The following is a 19,607-nucleotide window of genomic DNA, read 5'->3' as shown; positions in this document are numbered from 1 at the left end:
CAAACCCCTGAATGGAAGGGTCAGCGACGTACTCCGGCACTCCAGGCGAAAGGCAGGCCCTCCCCGGTGAGATGGAACTCGCCCACCGCACGCTGCTTGTACACCACAGGATTGTGCACGCCCAGGGTCCTGGCGTTACGCCAGTGCCGGTCCAGGTCCAGCTTCTCGGAGACCACCGATGATCCACCGGTCTCGAACACCTCCGAGACCGCTGAGAGCACCAGCGGGACCAGCACGACCTGGGCCTCCGCTGCGGCGAGTTCCGCGGCGTCCACAGCCGCTGTGTCGTCGGGTGACGCCAGAGCCACAGCCACCGCGTCGGCCACCGCCAGGACCGAGGCGCGGGCCACCGAGGCAGCGGAATACGCCCGGCCCAGCACGGCCTGCACCAGAGGATCCTCGCGTGGCAGGTCGGCGGAGGCGTGACTGTAGGTCCGCTCCCGGGTGGCCACCCTGTCACGTCCGTCGTCCGCGGCGCGCCGGGCGATGCCGGCCAGTGCGGCGAGATGGAACAGCTGCAGATAGGCGGTGTCCGGGACATGCCCCGCATCCCCGTAGCCGCCCACGGTCACGGCGGAAGCGGGTACGGACACGTCGTCGAAGACGGTGGTGCCCGAGCCCGTGAGACGTTGCCCGAACCCGTCCCAGTCGTCGAACTGGTGCACCCCCTCGGCATCGGCGTCGACCAGCACCGTGGCGCGTTGTCCGTCGAGGTCGGCAGCCACACTGACCACGTCAGCGTAGAGGGTGCCGGTGGAGTAGAACTTCGTGCCGTTGAGCAGGTAGCCGCCGTCCGGTCCCGGGGTGAGCCGGGTCTGGTAGCGCTCCACCGCCCCTGTCCCCTTCTCGGAGATGGCGTTGCCGAAGATCTTCCCCCCGGCGACGCCGCGCAGTCCCGCCTCGTCACCGGAGGAGATGAAGCCTTCGACGGTGAAGAAGTGCACGCGCAGTGCCTGGGTGAGGTTGGAGTCGGCGGCGGCGAGGTCGGTGAGGAGGGCGAAGCTCTGTCGTACGGTCGCCCCGAGACCCCCCAGTTCCACCGGGACACGCAGGGCGGTGAACCCGGCGTCCCTCAGCTGCCGGATCTGTTCCCGGGGCAGTTCACGGTTGCGGTCGCGGTCGGCGGCGCCCAGGGCGATGCCCTCGAACACCGGGCGGAAGCGGTCGGTGAGATCGGAGTCTGTCGGGGTGGGGGATACGGTGGTCACAGGGTTTCTCCTGACTGGGCGGGGACGGCGGTACGGTAGGCGGCGGCCGGGTGGTTGTCGGGGACCCGGTCTGAGCCGAAGAGTTTCCGGCGCAGCGTTCCCGGGGTGTACTCTTCCGGGTATTCGCCCCGGGCCTGGAGAACCGGGACGACGTACTCCACAATGTCGCGGAAAGTACCCGGGGTGACCGCGTAGGCGAGGTTGAAACCGTCGACACCGGTGGCGTCGACCCACTCCTCCAGCTGGTCGGCGACCGATTCGCCGGAACCGACGACCACCGGACCGGTACCTCCGATACCGCCGAACTCGGCGAGTTCTCGGACCGTCCACTCGCGGCCGTCCTCCCCGGCGGAACGCTGAAAGGCCGCCACGGCCGACTGGATCGCGTTCGACTCGATCCCGGCGACAGGGTCGTCCAGGTCGAAACGGGAGAAGTCGACGCCCATCCACCCTGACATCAGTGCCAGCGCACCCTCCGGGTCGACATAGCTGCGGTACTCTGCGGCCTTGGCCTGTGCCTCCTCCTCGGTGGCACCGGTGATGACGGTCAGCAACGCGTAGATCACCACGTCAGAGCGGGATCTTCCGGCCTCCTCCAGCTTCGTGGTGAGGGTGTTGACGACCGCGGCGAGCTTCTCCCGGGTGGGGGCCGCGACGAACACAGCTTCGGCGTGGGTCGCGGCGAAGGCGCTGCCACGTGAGGACGCCCCGGCCTGGAAGATCACCGGCGTCCGCTGCGGGGAGGGCTCGGTGACGTGGATTCCCGGGACCGTGTACCGGGCCCCGTGGTGGTTGACCGGGTGGACTTTCGACGGGTCCGTGTACACCCCGGTCAACGGGTCGGCGATCACGGCGTCATCTTCCCAGGAGCCTTCCCAGAGTTTGTAGAGGACTTCCAGGTACTCGTCGGCGTGGTCGTAGCGGGCGTCGTGGTCGAAAGTGTCGAGCTGTCCCCGGGACTGCAGGTTCTCTGCGGCGGAGGGGAGGTATCCCGTGACGACGTTCCATCCGAGCCGGCCGTCGGTGAGGTGGTCGAGGGTGCTGATCCGGCGGGCGAAGGGGAACGGGTGCTCGAAGGCGGTGCCGGTGGTCAGTCCGAACCCCAGGTTGTCCGTGACCGCAGCCATCGCGCTGACCAGGGGAAGCGGGTCAGTGACCGGTACCTGTGCCCCGGAGCGGAGCGCCTGGTCGGGGGAACTGCCGTAGATGTCGTAGAGTCCGAGGACATCGGCGATGAAGATGCCGTCGAAGATCCCGCGCTCCAGCAGCTGCGCCAGGTCGGTCCAGTAGCGCAGGTCGGTGTATCGGTGGGACTGGTCCTCGGGGTGACGCCACAGACCCGGGGACTGGTGGACGACACAGCTCATGTCGAAGGCGTTGAACCTGATGCGGCGGGTCATGCAGGAACCTCCGAGGACGCCGGGGAGACGCGGAATGTTCCGGCCAGGTCGGCGACGTCCTGTGCGGTGCGCAGGGTCAGTGCGGGGGCCGGTTCGGAGAACAGGGAGAACAGCGCGGTGGCGTAGGCGGGGTCGGTGGCGGCACCGCCGAAGAAGGCTCCGGCGACGTCGGTGTACAGCGGATCTCCGAGGAACAGGGAGGTCACGGCAACTCCCGCGGCGGCGTGGTCCGACCAGTGCTGTTCGAACAGTTCGGTGAGCAGGTCGGCGTCCCAGTCGCGTCCGGCGGAGGCTGCGGCGGTGAGCCCGCGCACCAGTCCGGCGACCTGCCGGTCGCCGAGCTGCGCCCCCTGGCAGTCCGGCGACCTGCCGGTCGCCGAGCTGCGCCCCCTGGCCGGCGATCGGATCAACGGCGACGGCGGTGTCGCCGAGTGCCGCGAGCAGGTGGCCGCCGTCGGTGAACCCGACGGGACGCCTCACCCGGGGGGTGACGGCACCCTTCAGCCAGGAGTGCGGGTCCGACGGGATGGTCCTGAGCCGGTCGAGGTCTCCGGCGACGTCCGGGAGTACCCGGTGGTGGAGCTCCTGCAGGACACGCAGTGCGGAGGCGGAGTCGGTGGCGGAACGGAATGCTGCCTCCGTGTCCGTTCCGAGCCTGGCCCAGGCTAGCAGGACCCAGGCGTCCTGCCCGTCGGTCGAACGGGCGAGGTCCTTGTGGAGGTACGGTCCGACGAAGACCTCCCCCTCCTCGTGGAGGGACAGCAGGGCGTTGTTGACGGGGCGTCCGGAGCTGTCGGTGAGCCGGCCGGAACCGGTTCTGCCGGTGAAGACGTGGTCTGCGGGCAGCCCGGTGGTGGTGACGGTGAGCAGGTAGCGCTGTGGTTCGGTGTAGGGGGTCCGTTCGTTGTCGGTGGCGAAGGCGTCGCCGAGTCCTCCTTTTCCGGTGGCGACGAGTGTCAGGTCGTGTTCGGCGGCGATCCGGTCGAGGTCGGCGGGTGTGACAGTGCCGACGTGGAAGCGGCTGCCGGGGGTGTCTCCGGTGTCGGCGAGCCGCTGGAACTCGGCGATCCGGTCATCGGCGCGGAGTCTGGCGTCGACGGACTGTGCCTCGTAGTTGTAGGACGCCGGGAAACTGTCGACACCGGTGCTGCTGTCCGGGTTCGCCAGTCCGGCGGCGCTGGCGCCGAAGTGGGCTGTGGGGACTCCGGCGTAGAGATCGTCGATGATCTCGGCGTCGGCTTGCCTCGATGCTCCGAAGAGGATTGCCGTGCCGGTGGCCGGGACGTCGTTGAGCAGGGCGTCCCGGGTGCGGTCGGAGTAGAGGTCGACCCGGAACCCTGCGCGGGTGAGGGCGAGAGCCGCTCCGGCTCCGGCGAGACCGGCCCCGATGACGGCGATGCTGCGCCGGGGGAGGTCTGTGCCCGGTCCGTGACTGGTCTGGTGCTGGTCTGGGGTATCTGTGGTCATGGTCCACAAGTAGACCAGTCGGTCTGTCGGGTCGGCCACGTATCGGAGCACAGTGAAATAAAAGGACGCCGGAGCGCGCGGAACGTAGGGTGGGGTGACGGTCGGAACGGTCGGGAACGGTCGGGGAGAACAGGGGACAGTAGGGGAAGGAAGAGGGTGGCAGGGAATGCAGGGGAGACGGTGGAGGACGCCGACAGGTTCGCAGGGGTGCGCCCCAGGTGAACGTGGCGCCCCTTCCCTCACCGGGGTGTCCACCGCCGTCGTGGCTACGGTGGCGGTCGTGGTGTCCCTGCTCCTCGTACCGGTCACCGGTGGGGTGTCCCAGCTCGCGGCGCTGCGGGGTGACACTCCGCGGCAACCGGCCCCGGGAGGGGTCACCGGGAACGTGACTGCCCTGGGCAGTGTGGAGATCTCCGCGTCACCGAAGACCCGTGAGGGAATCTACGGGCGTGTACCGGTCGGCGGACTGTCCGGATTCGACTGTGACACTTCCGGGGACACGGCGGTGACCTGTCTCGCCGTCAGTGATGATCCGGGAAACCGCGGACCGGTCCGCGCATACCCGCTGGATCCGGTGACCGGTACGGTGGGCACCCCGGTGGTATTCACCGACTCCGCGGGCGTTCCCTACCGTCCCGGCACAGTTGAACCGGAGAGCATCCGTCTCCTCCGTACCGGCCCCGGCCCTGTTTCAGGGATGGTCTGGTCGGCGGAGAGGTCCGCCACGGTCACGGTCGCGGACAGGTCCGGTCGTGCCCGGTACACTCTGCCGGTTCCGGAGGGGACCCGTCCGGCGCAGGGCCTGGAGGGGCTGGCCGTCGTCCCGCAGGAGGGCGGTGGGGTGTCGGTGGTCACTGCCACGGAAGCGGCCCCGGCGGGCCGCAGTCATCCTGTCGTCACCGTTCACGGGCAGGACGGCCCGACCGTCTTCGAATGGCCGGGGCGGGGTATCTCCGAAATTCTTGACGGACCGCAGGGCAGTCTTCTGGTGCTGGAACGCGGCTACTCGGCGGGTGAGGGGAACTCCGCCGTGCTGTGGCGCACGGACTGGAAGACGGACGCCGGCGGTGACCGGTTGCTCGTCCGCCGACCTGTCGCCGACCTGGGCGTCCTCTTCGGTGCCGGTCGTGTCGGCAATGTCGAGGCCCTGGCGTGGGGTCCCCGTGGGCAGGACGGGCGCCGGGTTCTCTATGCGGGCACAGACGACAACTTCAGTGCACCGCCGGAGGGTACGCAGCGGGCGGTGGTCCACTCTCTCCTCCTCGACGCCCCTGACAGTCGGTTCTGACAGTCTTTTCGGACAGTCTTTCCTGACACCGGTCACCGGGAAGCGGTTGCCGCGACCGGTGTCGACGTCTCAGAGTAGGTTGGTCGGGTGCGTAAGAACCTCACTTTCCTTCTTCTTGTCACGGCGGTTGTCGCCGCCGCGGTGAATCTCCGTGCCGGAATAGCCTCGCTGGGGCCGGTGCTCGACGCCGTTCTCGACACCTTCGGTGCGTCCGGCTCGTTGGCGGGGGCGATCACGGCGATGCCGGGGATCCTCTTCGGGGTCATGGGACTTGCGGCGGTGCCCCTGGCCACCCGGGTGGGACTGAGCCGGGCCCTGTTCGGCGGAATGGTGCTGACCGTGGTGGGTCTCGCGCTGCGGCCCTGGGTGGGTGACATCTCCCTGTTCCTCGTGCTCACCGCATGTGTGGTCGGCGGAATCGCACTGGGGAACGTCCTGCTTCCGGCGTGGGTGAAAAGCCACGGGGGACGCCACGCCGTGGTACTGATGACACTCTATTCCGTGGGGCTGGGCGCTTCGGGGGCACTGGGGCCGCTGTCTGCGATGTGGTTCTCCGGTGGAGATGCGTGGCGGTGGGCCCTGGCGGTGTGGACGGTGCTCGCGGTGGTCCAGGTACTGGTCTGGGCGGTGGTGCTTCCGAAGGTGGGGCGCGACGTTCCCGGGGCGGGCCCGTCCGAGGTTGTGGCCGACGCCGAGACTGCCACGAAACTGAAGGAGACCTCCCTGTGGCGTTCCCCGACGGCCCGGTTCCTCATGCTCTTCTTCGGACTCCAGGCCATGAACGCCTACATCCAGATGGGGTGGTTGCCGAAGATCTACACGGACAACGGCGTCAGTTCCTCCACCGCCAGTATCGGACTGTCTGTCATCGGTGCGTTGAATATCGTCGGTGGCCTGTTCATGCCCGTGGTCATTGAGCGTGTGAGGGACCTGCGGCCTTTCCCCGCCGTCTTTGCCGCGGTCACTGCTGCGGGGTACGTGGGGCTGTGGGTGGCCCCGTCGACGGTTCCGTTGCTGTGGTCGGTTCTGCTGGGGATCGGGGGCTGCTGCTTCCCCACCGCCATTGCGCTGATTCCGGCGCGGTCGAGGGCGCCGTTGGTCACGGCGCGACTGTCCGGGTTCGTCCAGCCTGTGGGGTACTTCATCGCCGGGGTGGGCCCGTTCCTGCTCGGGGTGGTCCATGAACAGGTCGGTTCGTGGGACGGCATTCTCGTCGCACTGGCGGTGATTTCTGTGGTCATGGGTGCCGCCGGGATCCGGGCCGGGAAGCAGACCGTCATCGACGACGAGCTGACGGACACCCACTGGCGGGAGTTGGCAGGTCACTGAGGGCCCTGACCGGCCCCGACCGACCCTGACCGGCGTTGTCCCGGTCAGTCCGGACGCCTACGGCCTACGGGCGGGGGCGTCCCTCGATCCAGTAAGCGACCCAGTCGACGAAGTCACGGTCCACGTCCCACTCGTCGACGGCGACTCCCCGCACTGCCTTGGCCATCCCCGCCTCCCCGGACGCCCACACGTACTCGGGCGACGCGGCCGGGTGCCCTGCCCCGCGGTCACGGCGCAGGGCCGCACACACCGCCTCTGCCTCCATGCCGGGAGAGGCGTAGACGATCGACAGGGAGCCGACCCGTTCACCCCACTCTTCCGCCAGTCCGGGTTCCAGTTCATCAGGGGTGTGGGCGACGACTCTGACGTGGTAGAGGGAGAGGTCGTCAGGATGGTGGTCCTCGGTGAACTCCAGGATCGCGCGGAGGGCGGGGACCGCGGAGGCGTCTGCGACGAACAGGGGTCGTTCGGCATGACGGATCCAGATGGCGTTGCACAGCCAGACGGCTGCACTGTCTCCGACGGTGGCGTCGGCGATCCACCGGGCCCCGGGCCCGGGGTGGTCGTCGTGCATGACGACATCCAGGTCTATCTCACCGACGGTTCCACCGTCGTTCCGGTGTACCTCCTGCCGGAAATGGCGGACCGTGTACCAGCGCAGACCCGGGCGGCTTTCCTCGGGCAGGGCCGCGACGGCGGCACGGATGTTCATGCCACCGGTCTCCAACGGAGGGACCGTGGCCCCGGGTTCGGGCATGAGCAGTCCGAAGTATTCGTCAGGGCCGGTGAGAACGAGTGAGGCAAGTCCAGGGCCCTGCAGGGTGACCCTCCTGAGAGAGGGTGCCACCTGGGTGACTGCGGTGACGGACACGGGTACCAGCCGCCCGGGGCCGGCGAGATCCCGACCGGGATGGGTGCGCAGGGCGGTGTCGGCGACGGCGGAGGATGGGATTGTCGTCACCGGTCAGCTCCTGTTCCTGAGCCCGTGCGGGTCGTTGGGGACAATGAGGGGACCGCCGACGACCGGGTCCTCGATGACGGTGGCGTCGAGGTCGAAGACGTCCATGAGAAGTTCCGGGGTGATCACCGACTCTGGTGTACCGGTGGCGATGAGGTCTCCGTCGCGCATGACGACGAGGTTGTCGGAGTAGCGGATTGCCAGGTTGAGGTCGTGAAGCACCATCACCACCGTGCGGTCGAGTTCACGCCGCAGACGGTTGACGAGGTCCAGGACCTCGATGGAGTGTGCGAGGTCAAGGTAGGTCGTGGGCTCGTCGAGGAAGAGGATCTCGGTGTGCTGGGCGAGCACCATGGAGATCCACACCCGCTGCCGTTGACCGCCCGACAGGGAGTCCACGGGCCGGTCGGCAAGGTCTGCGACGTCCGTCATCTCCAGGGCTGCCATGACCTCCTTCTCGTCGGAGGAGGACCACTGCCTGATCCAGGACTGGTGGGGGTGGCGTCCCCGCGAGACGAGGTCGGAGACGATGAGCCCGGGAGGGGCGATCGGCGCCTGGGGGAGTACCCCGATGGTCCTGGCGATGTCCTTGCGCCTCATTGAGCTGATGTCCGTCGCTCCGAGGGTGACTGTGCCGGCCTGGGAGGGGATGAGACGGCCGACGGCGCGCAGGAACGTGGACTTGCCGCAGCCGTTGGGTCCGATGACCGTGGTGACTCTTCCTCCGGGGATGTGGACGGACAGATCGGTGATGACCGGGTTGTCCGGCGTATATCCGACCTTGAGCGAGGACACCGTCAGGGCGTGGGCGTGGGCGGGCAGGTCCCCACCGGCGGTGGGGTCTGCGGCGTTTGCGGCGTCTGCGGCGTCTGCGGTCGCCGGGACGGCCGTGGTGGAGGAAGAGTTGTCGGGGTGGGGGATGTTGGTCATGAGGTCGTCGTCTTCCGGTTGGTCTTGATGAGCAGGTAGATGAGGAAGAGGCCGCCGACGGCGGAGGTCAGCAGGCCGACGGGTAGTTCGACGGGCAGCCAGGTCTGTGTGATCACGTCCGCTGCCAGCAGCAGGGACGCCCCGAACAGTCCGGACGCCACCACCGGCGGCGTGTCACGGCCGCAGATGAGCCGGGCGATCTGGGGAGAGACGAAGGCGACGAACCCGATCGGGCCGGCCGCGGCAACAGCCATCGCCGCGAGAATAACCGACAGGACCAGGAGCAGGGCCTGCACGACGGTGACGTTCTGGCCGAGACCTCTGGCGACGTCGGGGCCGAGCACGTTCGCGAAGAGCTGGAAGGTGATCCAGACGAAGAACGGTGTGAGCAGCACGATCACCGCGAGAACCGGTCGGGCACGGGACCAGTCGGCGGAGTTGAGTGAACCGGCGAGCCACATCTGTGCGCTGGTGGCGTCGTTCAGGTCCGCCCGGGTCATGAGGTAGTTGATGACCGCGGACAACAGGGCGGAGATGACGATACCGGCGAGGACGAGACGGAACGGGTCGATACCGCGACGGTAGGCGAGCATCCAGATCACGGCGCCGGTGAGGAAGGCGCCGACCAGCGCGGCCAGGGGAATACCGATCTCGGAGAGCCATCCGACGACCCCGGTCGAACCGCCCCCGAGCACGATGACGGCGACCGCCGCAGCCGAGGCGCCGGTGGTGATGCCGAGAATATCGGGACTGGCCAGCGCATTGCGGGTCACGGACTGTGTCAGTGCCCCCGAGATACCCAGGGCGGATCCGACGAGAACGGCGGTGAGAGTGCGCGGCATACGCCAGTCGAAGACGACGAGGTGCTCGATCCGGGTTCCACCGTTGGTCACGACAATCTCGGCCACGCGCAGGGGACTGATCGGGTAGTCACCCAGTCCGAGGGACACTGCACCGAGGACGAGCAGGACAATGATGAGGCTGACGGTGGCGAAGAACTGTCGCGGCCTCCAGACAGTGGAGATCGGACCGATCCGGAAGGCGGGTCGGGCGGGGACAGTGGCGTCCGAGACGTAGCGGTACAGACCGCGGGTGCGGGTGTCGCTCACAGTTCCACCACCTTTCTCCTCGTGATCATCCAGATGAAGATCGGTGCGCCGACGAAGGCGAGGACGATGCCGACCTCAAGTTCCCCGGGACGGGTGATGATGCGGCCGAGCACGTCGGCGTAGATGAGCAGGACGGCGCCTCCGAGCGCGGAATAGGGGAGAATCCAGCGGTAGTCCGGGCCGGTGACGGAGCGCACCAGGTGGGGAATCACCAGACCGAGGAAGCTCACCGGGCCTGCGGCTGCGGTAGCGGCCGCGGCCAGCAGTGCGATGATGACCATGCCGAGCACCCGGGCCCGACCGGTGTTGACGCCGAGTGCCGTGGCTACGTCGTCACCCAGGTTGAGCAGGTTGAGTGTGGGACCGGTCATGAAGGCGAGCAGCAGACCGATGAGGACCACGGGAAGGGCGGTCCAGAAGACGCTCATGTCCCGTCCGGCGATGGAACCGACGGTCCAGAACCTCATTCTGTCGAGGTTGTTGCTGTCGGTGAGGACGAACGCCGAGATGATGGCCTGGAGGACCGCATTCATGGCGGCGCCTCCGAGGATGAGAGTCATCGGATTGACGTTGCCTCCGGAGAAAGATGCCAGAGCGAACACCGCTACGGTGGCCAGGCAGGAGCCTCCGAACGCCCAGAGGGAGGTCGCCCAGGTCCCCGAGACGTTGAACACGGCGAAGGAGATGACGACGGCAAGTGCCGCACCGGAGGCGATACCGAGGATTCCGGGGTCTGCCAGCGGGTTACGTGTGTGGCCCTGTATCAGGGCGCCGGCGACACCCAGGGCGGCGCCGACGATGATGCCGATCAGGGTCCGGGGCCACCGGTACTCGACGATGACCTGGAGGTCGGTGTTCTCGATGTCGGTGGCGCCGAGAGTGCCCGGAACCTGCTTGAGCAGACCCCAGATGTCTGAGAGCGGGATGTTTCTCGATCCGAGGGCGAGGCTGAGCACGAAACCGACGACCAGCAGCACGGTCAGTACGGCCAGACCGGCTAGTCGTCGGCGGTGCAGAGCCGCGGTGGCGCTGAGGCCGCCGGGTCCCGGGGCTGTCGTCCCGGGCGGGACATCCCCGGTGGTGGTACCGGTTGTCATGGGTTCGCAGGTTCTTTCGTCGACGGCAGGACAGGTTAACCTTACGTAGCGGTGATTACGGGTGCAATCACCGCTGCAGTCTACGGCCCTGCAGGAACTCTGGTGCGGGGGCCGGTGCAACGTTTTGGTGCCGACGGTGGGGTGGTGGCATACTTGGGCGGTTGCCTGTGGTCCCGCAGCTCCGGCCCGTTGTGTCCGTGCCGTGGACGGTGGTCCCTCCGTCGGGGGGTGCCGTAACGGAACGGAGACCTCCGGGACTCCGCTGTGGAGGAGCCACGTCGAAGGCACGGACCGGTGCGTGCGGGACGGAAATCCACACGCGCACAGAACCACTAGGTCTACAAGGAGACTCGAAGTGATCCAGCAGGAATCACGTCTGCGGGTCGCCGACAACACCGGTGCCCGGGAAATCCTGGTCATCCGCGTGCTCGGCGGATCCACCCGACGTTCCGGCGGTATCGGTGACATTGTCGTCGGAACCGTCAAGGAAGCTGCCCCCGGCGGCGCAGTGAAGGCCGGCGACATCGTCAAGGCCGTCATCGTCCGCGCGAAGAAGGAGACCCGTCGTCCGGACGGCTCCTACATCCGCTTTGACGAGAACGCCGCTGTCCTGATCAAGGGCGCCGACAACACCGACCCGCGCGGTACCCGCATCTTCGGCCCTGTGGCCCGCGAGCTGCGCGACAAGCGTTTCATGCGCATCGTCTCTCTCGCTCCGGAGGTGCTCTGACCCATGAAGATCCGTAAGGGCGACAACGTCCTCGTCATCTCCGGCCCCGACAAGGGTGCCAAGGGCCGCGTCATCGAGGCCTACCCGGCCCGTGACAAGGTGCTTGTCGAAGGTGTGAACCGCATCAAGAAGCATGTCGTGAACTCTGCTCCGGAGCGCGGTGCCGAGTCCGGCGGCATCGTGACCCAGGAGGCTCCCATTCACGTGTCCAACGTGATGGTCCTCGACTCCGACGGGAACCCGACCCGTGTCGGCTACCGTTTCGACGAGAACGGCAAGAAGATCCGCATCTCGCGACGGAACGGGAAGGATATCTGATGAGCGAGAACTACACTCCGCGCCTCAAGGCCCGCTACAAGTCCGAGATCCGCGACGAACTCAGCACCGAGTTCCACTTCGACAACGTCATGCAGATCCCCGGTGTCACCAAGGTCGTCGTCAACATGGGTGTCGGCGAAGCTGCCCGTGACTCCAAGCTGATCAACGGTGCGATCCGTGACCTGACCCTCATCACCGGTCAGAAGCCGCAGATCAGGGTGGCCAAGAAGGCCATCTCGAACTTCAAGCTGCGTGAGGGAATGCCCATCGGTGCCCGCGTCACGCTGCGTGGCGACCGTATGTGGGAATTCCTGGACCGTCTGCTGACGGTGGCTCTGCCCCGAATCCGGGACTTCCGTGGTCTGTCCGACCGCCAGTTCGACGGACACGGCAACTACACCTTCGGTCTCTCCGAGCAGTCCATGTTCTACGAGGTCGACGTGGACTCCATCGACCGACCGCGTGGCATGAACATCACTGTGGTGACCACCGCCACGAACGATGATGAGGGCCGTGCCCTGCTGAGGAAGCTCGGCTTCCCGTTCAAGACCGCGGAGCACCACGACTAGCACAGGGATCTCGCGGAGCCGGCTCGATCGGCTCCGGAGTGCCTGGACCCTGACCCCGTACCGGTTTCCCGGTGCGGGGTTTTCGTGTGTCCGCGTCCGTCGGGGCCCGTGTGTCCCCGGCCGGAACGGGTAGACGCCGGATATGCCGGAAGAGGGGTGGATGTAAGGGGCTCTCAGATAATCCCTGTTGCACATGTTAAGCATGATGCTAATGTGACTGGTGTTACCAGAGAGTTCTGCATCACAGTCCGGAGTCCCCGGCTGTGATGAAGAGTCTGGTGCACGGGAGTGACGTGGTGGTGAACGCCGGCATGTCATGAGGTGAAGTACAGCTGCGTCCCGGGTTGGTCTGGGCGTCCCACCGGCGCATGAGCAGGCGTTCCGCTCCGGGAGGCGACTGTACTGAACCCGCTCTCAACTGCACAGATGCGGGCGGGGGGATTTTTCTCCGGTCTGGACGTAACGCCCGACAACTGTGATAGATATACATGATGAGGCTTCTGCGCCGCTGCCGGCCGCAGACCCGGGCCGAGCCAGCGACCTGCCCGGACTGTCTCACCATGACAACGACGCTTCAGGATTAAGGTCAACAACGATATGAAGAAGCTCTTCCGCTCTGTGAGCGCCGCAGCTGTCGCCGCGGCCGCCGCACTCAGCCTCGGTCTCGGTTCCGGCCCTGCTGTCGCTGACCCCGCTCCGGCCCCTGCCCCCGCCCCCGCCGACATTCCGGTGCCGACGACGCCCGAACAGCTGCTCGAGCAGATCAGCCGGTACGCTCCTCCGGTCAGCTTCACCAATCCGCTGCAAGGAAGCGGCCCCAAGCAGCTCGTCACCTTCGGTGACTCCTTCACCGCGATCGCCGGCAAGAACGGTTCCCGGGGCGAAGAGCCGGGCCAGCTGCCCTGGACCTTCAACTGCTCCACCGACATGGACAACTGGCCCAAGGTCGCGGCACGTCAGGCCAACGTCACCCTCGGCGACTGGTCCTGCAACGGCATGGGCGGGGCGCCGCTGGTCCAGCTGGTCGCCTACCTGGAGTCCGCCATCTTCTACGGTGACATCGGCCCCGGCACCAAGGACGTCGCGCTCATGTACGGCGGGATGGACACCTTCCAGTGGATCGACACCGCCGGACTGGTCTTCGGTTCCCAGCCCACCACCCCGGTCTTCGACGCGATGATGGCCTACGTCAAGCAGCGTGTCGAGACGGTCGCGCCCGGTGCCAAGGTCACGCTGCTGTCCTACCCGGAACTCGCCAACGGCGACGACATCTGCTTCGCGAACGTGTCCCCCGCCGTGATCGAGCGCTACCTGCCCGGCGTCACGGTCCCCGACTTCCCCGAGATCACCGCCAAGGTCACGGTCCCGGGTGCGAAGCACATCCAGGAGTCCCTGCGTGACAACATCAAGCACGCCGCCGACGTCAACGGACTGGGCTTCGTCGACATGTACCAGGCCACCATCGGTCACGGTCCGTGTAACCCTGTCCCGGCGGAACGCTACACGGTCGGCGTCGTCGACACGCAGGTGAGCACCATGCCGAACCACCCGACCTTCACCGGTTCTGAGGCGATGGGCAAGATCTTCGCCCAGCAGGTCTACAACCGCTAGCACCGGCTTCCCGACCGGTTTCCCCGGTCAGCTTCCCCGGTCACCGGGGGAGCGGGGAGGGGAAGTCCGCTGAGCGACGCGCTGAATGACACCGCCGCCGGCCCTCACAGGGGGCTGACGGCGGTGTTCTCTGTAGCCGAGGGCGTGCGGGGGAGTAGCAGGTCACGCCCCGCGCGGACGGACGGCGGCGAGATCGTCCCTGTCCATGGCCAGACGGTAGCCACGCTTGTACACGGTCTGGATCAGGTCGGGCTCGCCGACCGCACTGCGGACCCTGGCGACCGTGACCTCCACCGCCCGCTCAGTCGTCGGACCGTCGCCCCATCCCTCGGGACGTCCACCGTGGATGCCCGACGACAGCTCCTCGGCGATCTCCGACCGTGACATCACCCGGCCGGGACGGGCCGCGAGAATCCTCAGGACATCGGAACCGGACCTTCCCAGGGCGTGGAAGGCACCGTCAAGAAGCGCTCCACCGGTACGCACATGCAACGGTCCGTAGGCAGTGGGGGTGGCGGTCTCAGGTCCGGCGAGCTGCTGCACCGTCTCCCGCACGAGAGCGCCGAGCCGGAATCTCTCGGGGACGACAACCTCCATGCCCCGGGCCCGGAGCGGGGACGCCGTGATCGGACCCACCGCACCGAACATGGTTCGCTCACCGGCCATCTGACGGACCGCGGGAAGAGTTCCGATCTTCTCCGCCGTCCGGAGCCAGGCCCGTGCCCCCGGTGCCGAGGTGAACAGGACCGCGTCAACCGAACCTGAGGCGACCATGCCGGTGGTCCTCGCGACCAGTTCGGGGTCCGGCGGCGGCCCCCAGCGGTAGACGACCAGACCGCGCACCCGGGCCCCGGCGTCCTCGAGGGTTCTCTCCATCGCAGGATCGCCCTCCCCGTGGTGCTGGATGACCACCCGCATCCCCCGGACGCCCTCGGCCAGCAGGAACTCGATGATCTCCGCGGAGGTCTCGGATTCGGCGACCCAGTCGATGTCCAGCCCGACCTGCTGTACAGCCCCGCGGGCCTTCGGACCTCTGACCAGAATCTGCGCGCGGCCCAGGGCCTCGATCAGCTGGTCCTGTGTGCCGTCCTGCTCGGCGGCGTCCATCCAGCCACGAAAGCCGACACCGGTGGTCACAACGACCTTGTCGGGCGGATCCGCGATAAGTCGGTGGGTCTCGTCGAGAAGCTCGGCGTCATCGAAATGGGGGGTGATGGTCAGTGACGGTGCCACCGTGGTCTCGGCACCGTGCCGTTCAAGGGCGGAGGCGAACTCCCCGGAACGTCGGTCGACCGGCAACAGGATCCGGCAACCGTCAAGGGCATGGGAGAGCTGGCGGGCGCCGGTCACACCGCCACCCCCCGGGTATCCGGCACGCGGAGCAGGTCCGGGACCTCAGGCATCCGACCCGGGCGTGCGTGCAGCGCAGGAGCTGTGGGCACCCCGGGCACCCCGGGCACCCCGGGCACCCCGGGTTCGGCGGATTCCCGGGGTTGTGCGGGGCCTCCGGGCCCGGGCACTGCCGGAGGTACTGCGGCGGGGTGACGGAGGTGAGGGTTCACAGCCTGGACGCTAGCGGCCTGACCGACCTGTGTCACCTCGGTGCTGCCGGAGCGGTCCCCGGCGGAGCCCGACCGACGCACCGGTGCCGTCGGCAGCAGACCCTTGTCCAGCAGGTCCCGGATGCGGTGACTGACGCCGGCTGTACGTCGGGGATCGGGTTCCCCGGAGGACAGGGTTCCGATGCTCACCCCGTCCCGGCTGACCGTCGCAGCGATACGGGCAGATCCACGTGGGGCGCTCGCGGCGTCCACGCACCATATCCGGCGCTCGCGGCAGGCCCGGTCCACCTCCTCGTCGACCTGCGGATCACCGGTTGCGGTGTGGACCAGCCACGCCCCGGCGAGGTCGGACTCCCGGAAGCCGCGGGGAATCCAGGTGACGGTGCACCCGGATCGTCCGGGTGAAAGGGGAGGGCGTCCCCGGAGTGTGCGGCATGCCCCGTGGTCTCCGGGGGACCCAGGGGACCCGGGGGACCCGGCCCGGACGAGTGCTGCCGTGCGGGCGGTGATCTCCGGGGCGATGATGCGCAGGACCGCCCCCTCGCCGAGGAGACGTTCGGCACGTCGGGCGGTGACGTCACCACCGCCGACCAGGACGACAAGTCTGTCCCGGACGTCGAGTCCGGTCATCAGGAAAGTCACGGTGTTCCTCCGGGGTCGTTGAACCGCAGTGCGGTCTGCAGTGAGGGGTAGTCGCTGTGGGTCGTCGACTACGACGGTAGGGACCCCGGATTACACTGCCCGGTCACCTGCGCTACGGAACGGCGACAGACTCCGCACAACCGTGGCGACGGCGGTGTGAGATTTCCGTCGGGGGCTCGCCAGTGTCAGCGGACCAGGACCACCCGTCGAGGGCTGTCGGTGCCGTCGGTGACAGTCACCGTGAATGTCTCCAGGTGATGGTCGGGATCCTCGAGGGAACGTCCGTCGCTGAGCACGAAGCGTTGCTTGAGCAGGGGGGACGCCACGGTGCACTCCCCGTGGTGCTCGCCGACGATACCCCGGCTGATCACCGCCGCACCCGTGTACGGGTCGATGTTGGACACCGCGTAGACGGTGGGGAGGTCGCTGCTGCCGGGGGAACTGTCGTCACCGGTGGTTCTGCCGGCACGTCGGCGTCCCGGGGCAGGTATCCGGAACAGTGCGACCTGTGTCCCGTCGTCGAGCAGGACCGCCGCACCGAGATTGTCCTCCAGGTCGTCGAGGAGGCACACGGTGACGCTACGGTCGGTGGCAGGTGCAGTGGTCATGGGGAGGCTCTTCTCTGTGGTCGTGGTCTGTGGTCGCGTGCCGGGCTGGTGCGGGGCGGGGAGGGGTGGATCCGGGGTCACGGGCAGGCGCGTCGTCGGGGCGCCTAGGTCTCTTAGACTCATCGAGAGGGGTATAAGAGACAGCGCCTAGGCGGACTTCCGGGCCAGCGGCGGCAGGCCGGGAAGCGGCAGCGGGACCTTGCGGCCGTCCTGCTCACCGAATCTGACAGTGGGGTCAGGGGACTCCGGTGCGTTGACGAAGGAGACGAATCGACGCAACTTCTCCGGGTCGTCCAGGACTGCCCTCCATTCGTCGGTGTAGTCCGCCACATGCCTGGCCATGAACGCCTCGAGGTCTGCTGCGATGCCGAGGGAATCCTCGCAGACCACGTCACGGATGTGGTCGAGTCCGCCCTCGGTCGCCTCGATCCAGGCGGCGGTGCGCTGCAGCCTGTCGGCGGTGCGGACGTAGAACCCGAGAAACCGGTCGATGTACCGCACCAGGGTGATTTCGTCGAGGTCGGCGGCCAGGAGTTCGGCGTGCCGTGGGGTGGCTCCACCGTTCCCGCCGACGTAGAGGTTCCACCCGTGCTCGGTGGCGATGACGCCCACGTCCTTGGCCCTCGCCTCGGCGCACTCCCGCGCACACCCGGACACACCCATCTTCAGTTTGTGTGGACTGCGCAGGCCCCGGTACCGCAGTTCCAGGTCGACGGCCATCCTCACCGAGTCCTGCTGACCGTAGCGGCACCAGTCCGTGCCGACGCAGCTCTTCACAGCGCGCAGGGATTTGCCGTACGCCTGTCCGGACTCCATGCCGGCGTCCACCAGCCGTCGCCAGATCGCGGGCAGCTGTTCGACCCGGGCGCCGAACAGGTCGAGGCGCTGGGCCCCGGTGACCTTGAGGTACAGGTCGAAGTCGCGGGCGATCTCACCGATGACGATGAGCTGCTCCGGGGTGACCTGCCCTCCCGGCATCCGGGGCACGACCGAGTAGGAACCGTTGCGCTGGATGTTGGCGAGGAAGCGGTCGTTGGTGTCCTGCAGAGCCGCGTGGCCGTCGTCGAGGACATGGTGTGAGGAGTCGAGGATGGCGAAGATGGAGGCCATTGTCGGCTTGCAGATCTCACAACCGTGGCCTGTACCGAAACGCCGGATGAAGCGGGGGAAGTCCCTGATCCGGGTGGCGGCCGCGCATTCGAACAGTTCGGCCCGCGACTGGGGGAAGTGTTCGCACAGGGCCTTGGACTGTTCCACGCCTTCGGCGTCCAGCAGCTGTGACAGCAGTCCTACGCAGGATCCGCAGCTGGTGCCGGCCCGGGTGCAGGTCTTCAGGTCGGCGACGGAGCAGGCACCGTCGCCGACCGCACTGCGGATGTCGCGCTTGGTGACGTTGTTGCAGGAGCAGATCTGTGCGTCGTCCGGGAGAGCCGCCACCCCCACCCCGGCGGGGGCCCCGTCGCCGGCCGGGGTGATGAAGGTCAGCGGGTCGGACAGGGGGGAGCCGACCATGGGACGCAGCATGGCGTAGGAGGAGCAGTCACCGACCAGGACGCCACCGAGCAGCACCGACCCTGTGCTGTCCATGACAAGCTTGCCGTAGATGCCGCCCACAGGGTCATTGACGGTGAGGGGGCGGGCACCTTCGGTGGTGGCGTGGGCGTCGCCGAAGCTCGCGACGTCGACGCCGAGGAGTTTGAGTTTGGTGGACATGTCGGGGTCGCGGAACGGTTCGGGTTGTCTGCCGGTGAGCCGGTCTGCGACGATTTCCGCGGTCGAGTAGCCGGGGGCGACAAGTCCGTAACACATGCCGTCGACGGCGGCGCACTCTCCCACGGCACTGATGTGAGGGTCGGGTGTGCGGCACATCCTGTCGACGAGGAAACCGCCTCGGGGTCCCCGGGGCAGGGGTTCAGGTACGGCGGCGTCGGCGAGGGTGTCGATGGGGCGGACTCCGGTGGAGAAGACCACCACGTCGACAGTGAGCGGGGTGACCGGTGGGGCGGCGTCGGGGAAATCCTGCGCGGAGGCGGAGGGTGACAGGGTCAGGGCGAGGCGTCCCCCCTCATCGGAGATGAGGTCGGTGGCGGTGTTGACGTGGACCCGGACGCCCAGGTCCCGGACCTTCTCCGCCAGCAGGACGCCGCCGTCCGGGTCGACCTGCAACGGCATGAGCCGGGGCGAACGTTCGATGATGTGGGCTTCTGCCCCGAGCAGCCGCAGGGCGTTGGCTGCCTCGAGTCCGAGCAGTCCGCCGCCGATCACTGCGCCGCGGGGGGAGAGTCCCCGGGCCCGGGCGTCCTCCACCATGCGGCGGATGTCGTCGATGTCGTCGATGGTCCGGTAGACGGTGCACCCGGGGAGTTCATGACCGGGCACCGGGGGGACCCAGGCGTAGGAACCGGTGGCGAGCACCAGGTTGTCGTACTCCACGGTGCGGGAGTCTTCACAGGTCACGGTCTGCGAGGTGCGGTCGATTCCGGTGGCGCGGGTGTGCAGGACCTCGACCTGTCCCGGCAGGTCAGGCAGCGGCGGAAGCTCGAGGAGCTCCCGGTCCCAGCTGCCGACGTAGCTGGACAGCGCCACCCGGTCGTAGGCGTGGCACCGTTCCCCGGAGATCACGGTGACGTGCGCCGTGGGATCCCGGTCGAGCAGTTCGGTGGCGGTGCGGTGACCCACCATCCCGAATCCGACGATGACGGTCCGGGGGTTTGTGTGCGGGTTCACCGGGGAAGTCGTCTCAGCTGTGGTCATGTCTGGGACGCTAGGCTTCTCAGATCA

The 19,607-nt window shown here is 67.8% G+C and carries 16 protein-coding genes; 6 read left to right on the top strand and 10 right to left on the bottom strand.

What is annotated here, in order from left to right; translation table 11 throughout:
• Positions 1 to 20: 20 nt before the first annotated feature.
• Positions 21 to 1,208, bottom strand: coding sequence for an acyl-CoA dehydrogenase family protein (locus tag BN3906_RS03800; protein ID WP_066584313.1), 1,188 nt, complete (start codon positions 1,206 to 1,208; stop codon positions 21 to 23).
• Positions 1,205 to 2,608, bottom strand: coding sequence for an LLM class flavin-dependent oxidoreductase (locus BN3906_RS03795; protein WP_066586022.1), 1,404 nt, complete (start codon positions 2,606 to 2,608; stop codon positions 1,205 to 1,207). The genes BN3906_RS03800 and BN3906_RS03795 overlap by 4 nt, the downstream gene beginning before the upstream one ends.
• Positions 2,609 to 4,322: 1,714 nt before the next feature.
• On the opposite strand from BN3906_RS03795, the gene BN3906_RS03790 reads away from it, so the two are divergent.
• A complete protein-coding gene (locus BN3906_RS03790; protein WP_066584311.1) occupies positions 4,323 to 5,363 on the top strand; it encodes an esterase-like activity of phytase family protein in 1,041 nt (346 codons plus the stop codon).
• Between the two features lie 87 nt (positions 5,364 to 5,450).
• Positions 5,451 to 6,692, top strand: a complete 1,242-nt coding sequence (locus BN3906_RS03785) for an MFS transporter (RefSeq protein WP_066584309.1) — start codon at positions 5,451 to 5,453, stop codon at positions 6,690 to 6,692.
• 64 nt (positions 6,693 to 6,756) lie between these two features.
• On the opposite strand, the gene BN3906_RS03780 is transcribed toward BN3906_RS03785, so the two are convergent.
• The 4 genes from BN3906_RS03780 to BN3906_RS03765 are packed head-to-tail and all read right to left on the bottom strand — an operon-like array spanning position 6,757 to position 10,786.
• Positions 6,757 to 7,653 (bottom strand): siderophore-interacting protein, encoded by an 897-nt coding sequence (locus tag BN3906_RS03780; protein ID WP_078057085.1) that lies wholly within the window; start codon positions 7,651 to 7,653, stop codon positions 6,757 to 6,759.
• A 3-nt stretch (positions 7,654 to 7,656) separates the two neighbouring features.
• Positions 7,657 to 8,580, bottom strand: coding sequence for an ABC transporter ATP-binding protein (locus BN3906_RS03775; protein ID WP_078057084.1), 924 nt, complete (start codon positions 8,578 to 8,580; stop codon positions 7,657 to 7,659).
• Positions 8,577 to 9,689 (bottom strand): FecCD family ABC transporter permease, encoded by a 1,113-nt coding sequence (locus BN3906_RS03770; RefSeq protein WP_174217091.1) that lies wholly within the window; start codon positions 9,687 to 9,689, stop codon positions 8,577 to 8,579. The genes BN3906_RS03775 and BN3906_RS03770 overlap by 4 nt, the downstream gene beginning before the upstream one ends.
• Complete coding sequence (locus BN3906_RS03765) at positions 9,686 to 10,786, bottom strand: FecCD family ABC transporter permease (RefSeq protein ID WP_078057083.1); 1,101 nt, start codon at positions 10,784 to 10,786, stop codon at positions 9,686 to 9,688. Before BN3906_RS03765 ends, BN3906_RS03770 begins: the two co-directional genes overlap by 4 nt.
• Positions 10,787 to 11,141: 355 nt before the next feature.
• On the opposite strand from BN3906_RS03765, the gene rplN reads away from it, so the two are divergent.
• The 4 genes from rplN (at position 11,142) to BN3906_RS03745 (ending at position 14,014) form a co-directional block, all read left to right on the top strand.
• Positions 11,142 to 11,516 (top strand): 50S ribosomal protein L14, encoded by a 375-nt coding sequence (gene rplN, locus BN3906_RS03760; protein WP_066584307.1) that lies wholly within the window; start codon positions 11,142 to 11,144, stop codon positions 11,514 to 11,516.
• 3 nt (positions 11,517 to 11,519) lie between these two features.
• Entirely contained in the window at positions 11,520 to 11,834 is a 315-nt protein-coding gene (rplX, locus tag BN3906_RS03755; RefSeq protein ID WP_066584301.1) for a 50S ribosomal protein L24, read from the top strand.
• Positions 11,834 to 12,403 (top strand): 50S ribosomal protein L5, encoded by a 570-nt coding sequence (rplE, locus tag BN3906_RS03750; RefSeq protein ID WP_066584288.1) that lies wholly within the window; start codon positions 11,834 to 11,836, stop codon positions 12,401 to 12,403. The genes rplX and rplE overlap by 1 nt, the downstream gene beginning before the upstream one ends.
• A 597-nt stretch (positions 12,404 to 13,000) precedes the next feature.
• Positions 13,001 to 14,014 carry an SGNH/GDSL hydrolase family protein gene (locus BN3906_RS03745; protein WP_066584285.1) on the top strand — a complete coding sequence of 338 codons (1,014 nt, stop codon included), beginning with the start codon at positions 13,001 to 13,003 and terminating at the stop codon, positions 14,012 to 14,014.
• Positions 14,015 to 14,176: 162 nt separating this feature from the next.
• On the opposite strand, the gene BN3906_RS03740 is transcribed toward BN3906_RS03745, so the two are convergent.
• The 4 genes from BN3906_RS03740 to nirB all read right to left on the bottom strand — a co-directional run bounded on the left by BN3906_RS03740 (position 14,177) and on the right by nirB (position 19,580).
• A complete protein-coding gene (locus BN3906_RS03740; protein ID WP_066584282.1) occupies positions 14,177 to 15,364 on the bottom strand; it encodes a uroporphyrinogen-III synthase in 1,188 nt (395 codons plus the stop codon).
• Positions 15,361 to 16,218 carry a precorrin-2 dehydrogenase/sirohydrochlorin ferrochelatase family protein gene (locus BN3906_RS03735; RefSeq protein WP_066584278.1) on the bottom strand — a complete coding sequence of 286 codons (858 nt, stop codon included), beginning with the start codon at positions 16,216 to 16,218 and terminating at the stop codon, positions 15,361 to 15,363. Before BN3906_RS03735 ends, BN3906_RS03740 begins: the two co-directional genes overlap by 4 nt.
• Before the next feature lie 185 nt (positions 16,219 to 16,403).
• The gene (locus tag BN3906_RS03730; protein WP_066584268.1) at positions 16,404 to 16,826 is read right to left on the bottom strand and encodes a nitrite reductase (NAD(P)H) small subunit; all 423 of its coding nucleotides are present in this window, start codon (positions 16,824 to 16,826) and stop codon (positions 16,404 to 16,406) included.
• 147 nt (positions 16,827 to 16,973) lie between these two features.
• Positions 16,974 to 19,580 carry a nitrite reductase large subunit NirB gene (gene nirB, locus BN3906_RS03725; protein WP_066584262.1) on the bottom strand — a complete coding sequence of 869 codons (2,607 nt, stop codon included), beginning with the start codon at positions 19,578 to 19,580 and terminating at the stop codon, positions 16,974 to 16,976.
• Positions 19,581 to 19,607: the final 27 nt, after the last annotated feature.

The organism is Corynebacterium provencense (genome assembly GCA_900049755.1).
GTDB classification, from domain to species: Bacteria; Actinomycetota; Actinomycetes; order Mycobacteriales; family Mycobacteriaceae; genus Corynebacterium; species Corynebacterium neomassiliense.
This window is presented reverse-complemented; position numbering and strand designations above follow the sequence as displayed.

Excerpts from the sequence above, each read along its gene's own strand:
- nirB (WP_066584262.1), bottom strand. The coding sequence starts at position 19,580 with ATGACCACAGCTGAGACGACTTCCCCGGTGAACCCGCACACAAACCCC.
- BN3906_RS03765 (WP_078057083.1), bottom strand. The coding sequence starts at position 10,786 with ATGACAACCGGTACCACCACCGGGGATGTCCCGCCCGGGACGACAGCC.
- BN3906_RS03745 (WP_066584285.1), top strand. The coding sequence starts at position 13,001 with ATGAAGAAGCTCTTCCGCTCTGTGAGCGCCGCAGCTGTCGCCGCGGCC.
- BN3906_RS03775 (WP_078057084.1), bottom strand. The coding sequence starts at position 8,580 with ATGACCAACATCCCCCACCCCGACAACTCTTCCTCCACCACGGCCGTC.
- rplX (WP_066584301.1), top strand. The coding sequence starts at position 11,520 with ATGAAGATCCGTAAGGGCGACAACGTCCTCGTCATCTCCGGCCCCGAC.
- BN3906_RS03730 (WP_066584268.1), bottom strand. The coding sequence starts at position 16,826 with ATGACCACTGCACCTGCCACCGACCGTAGCGTCACCGTGTGCCTCCTC.
- rplE (WP_066584288.1), top strand. The coding sequence starts at position 11,834 with ATGAGCGAGAACTACACTCCGCGCCTCAAGGCCCGCTACAAGTCCGAG.
- BN3906_RS03795 (WP_066586022.1), bottom strand. The coding sequence starts at position 2,608 with ATGACCCGCCGCATCAGGTTCAACGCCTTCGACATGAGCTGTGTCGTC.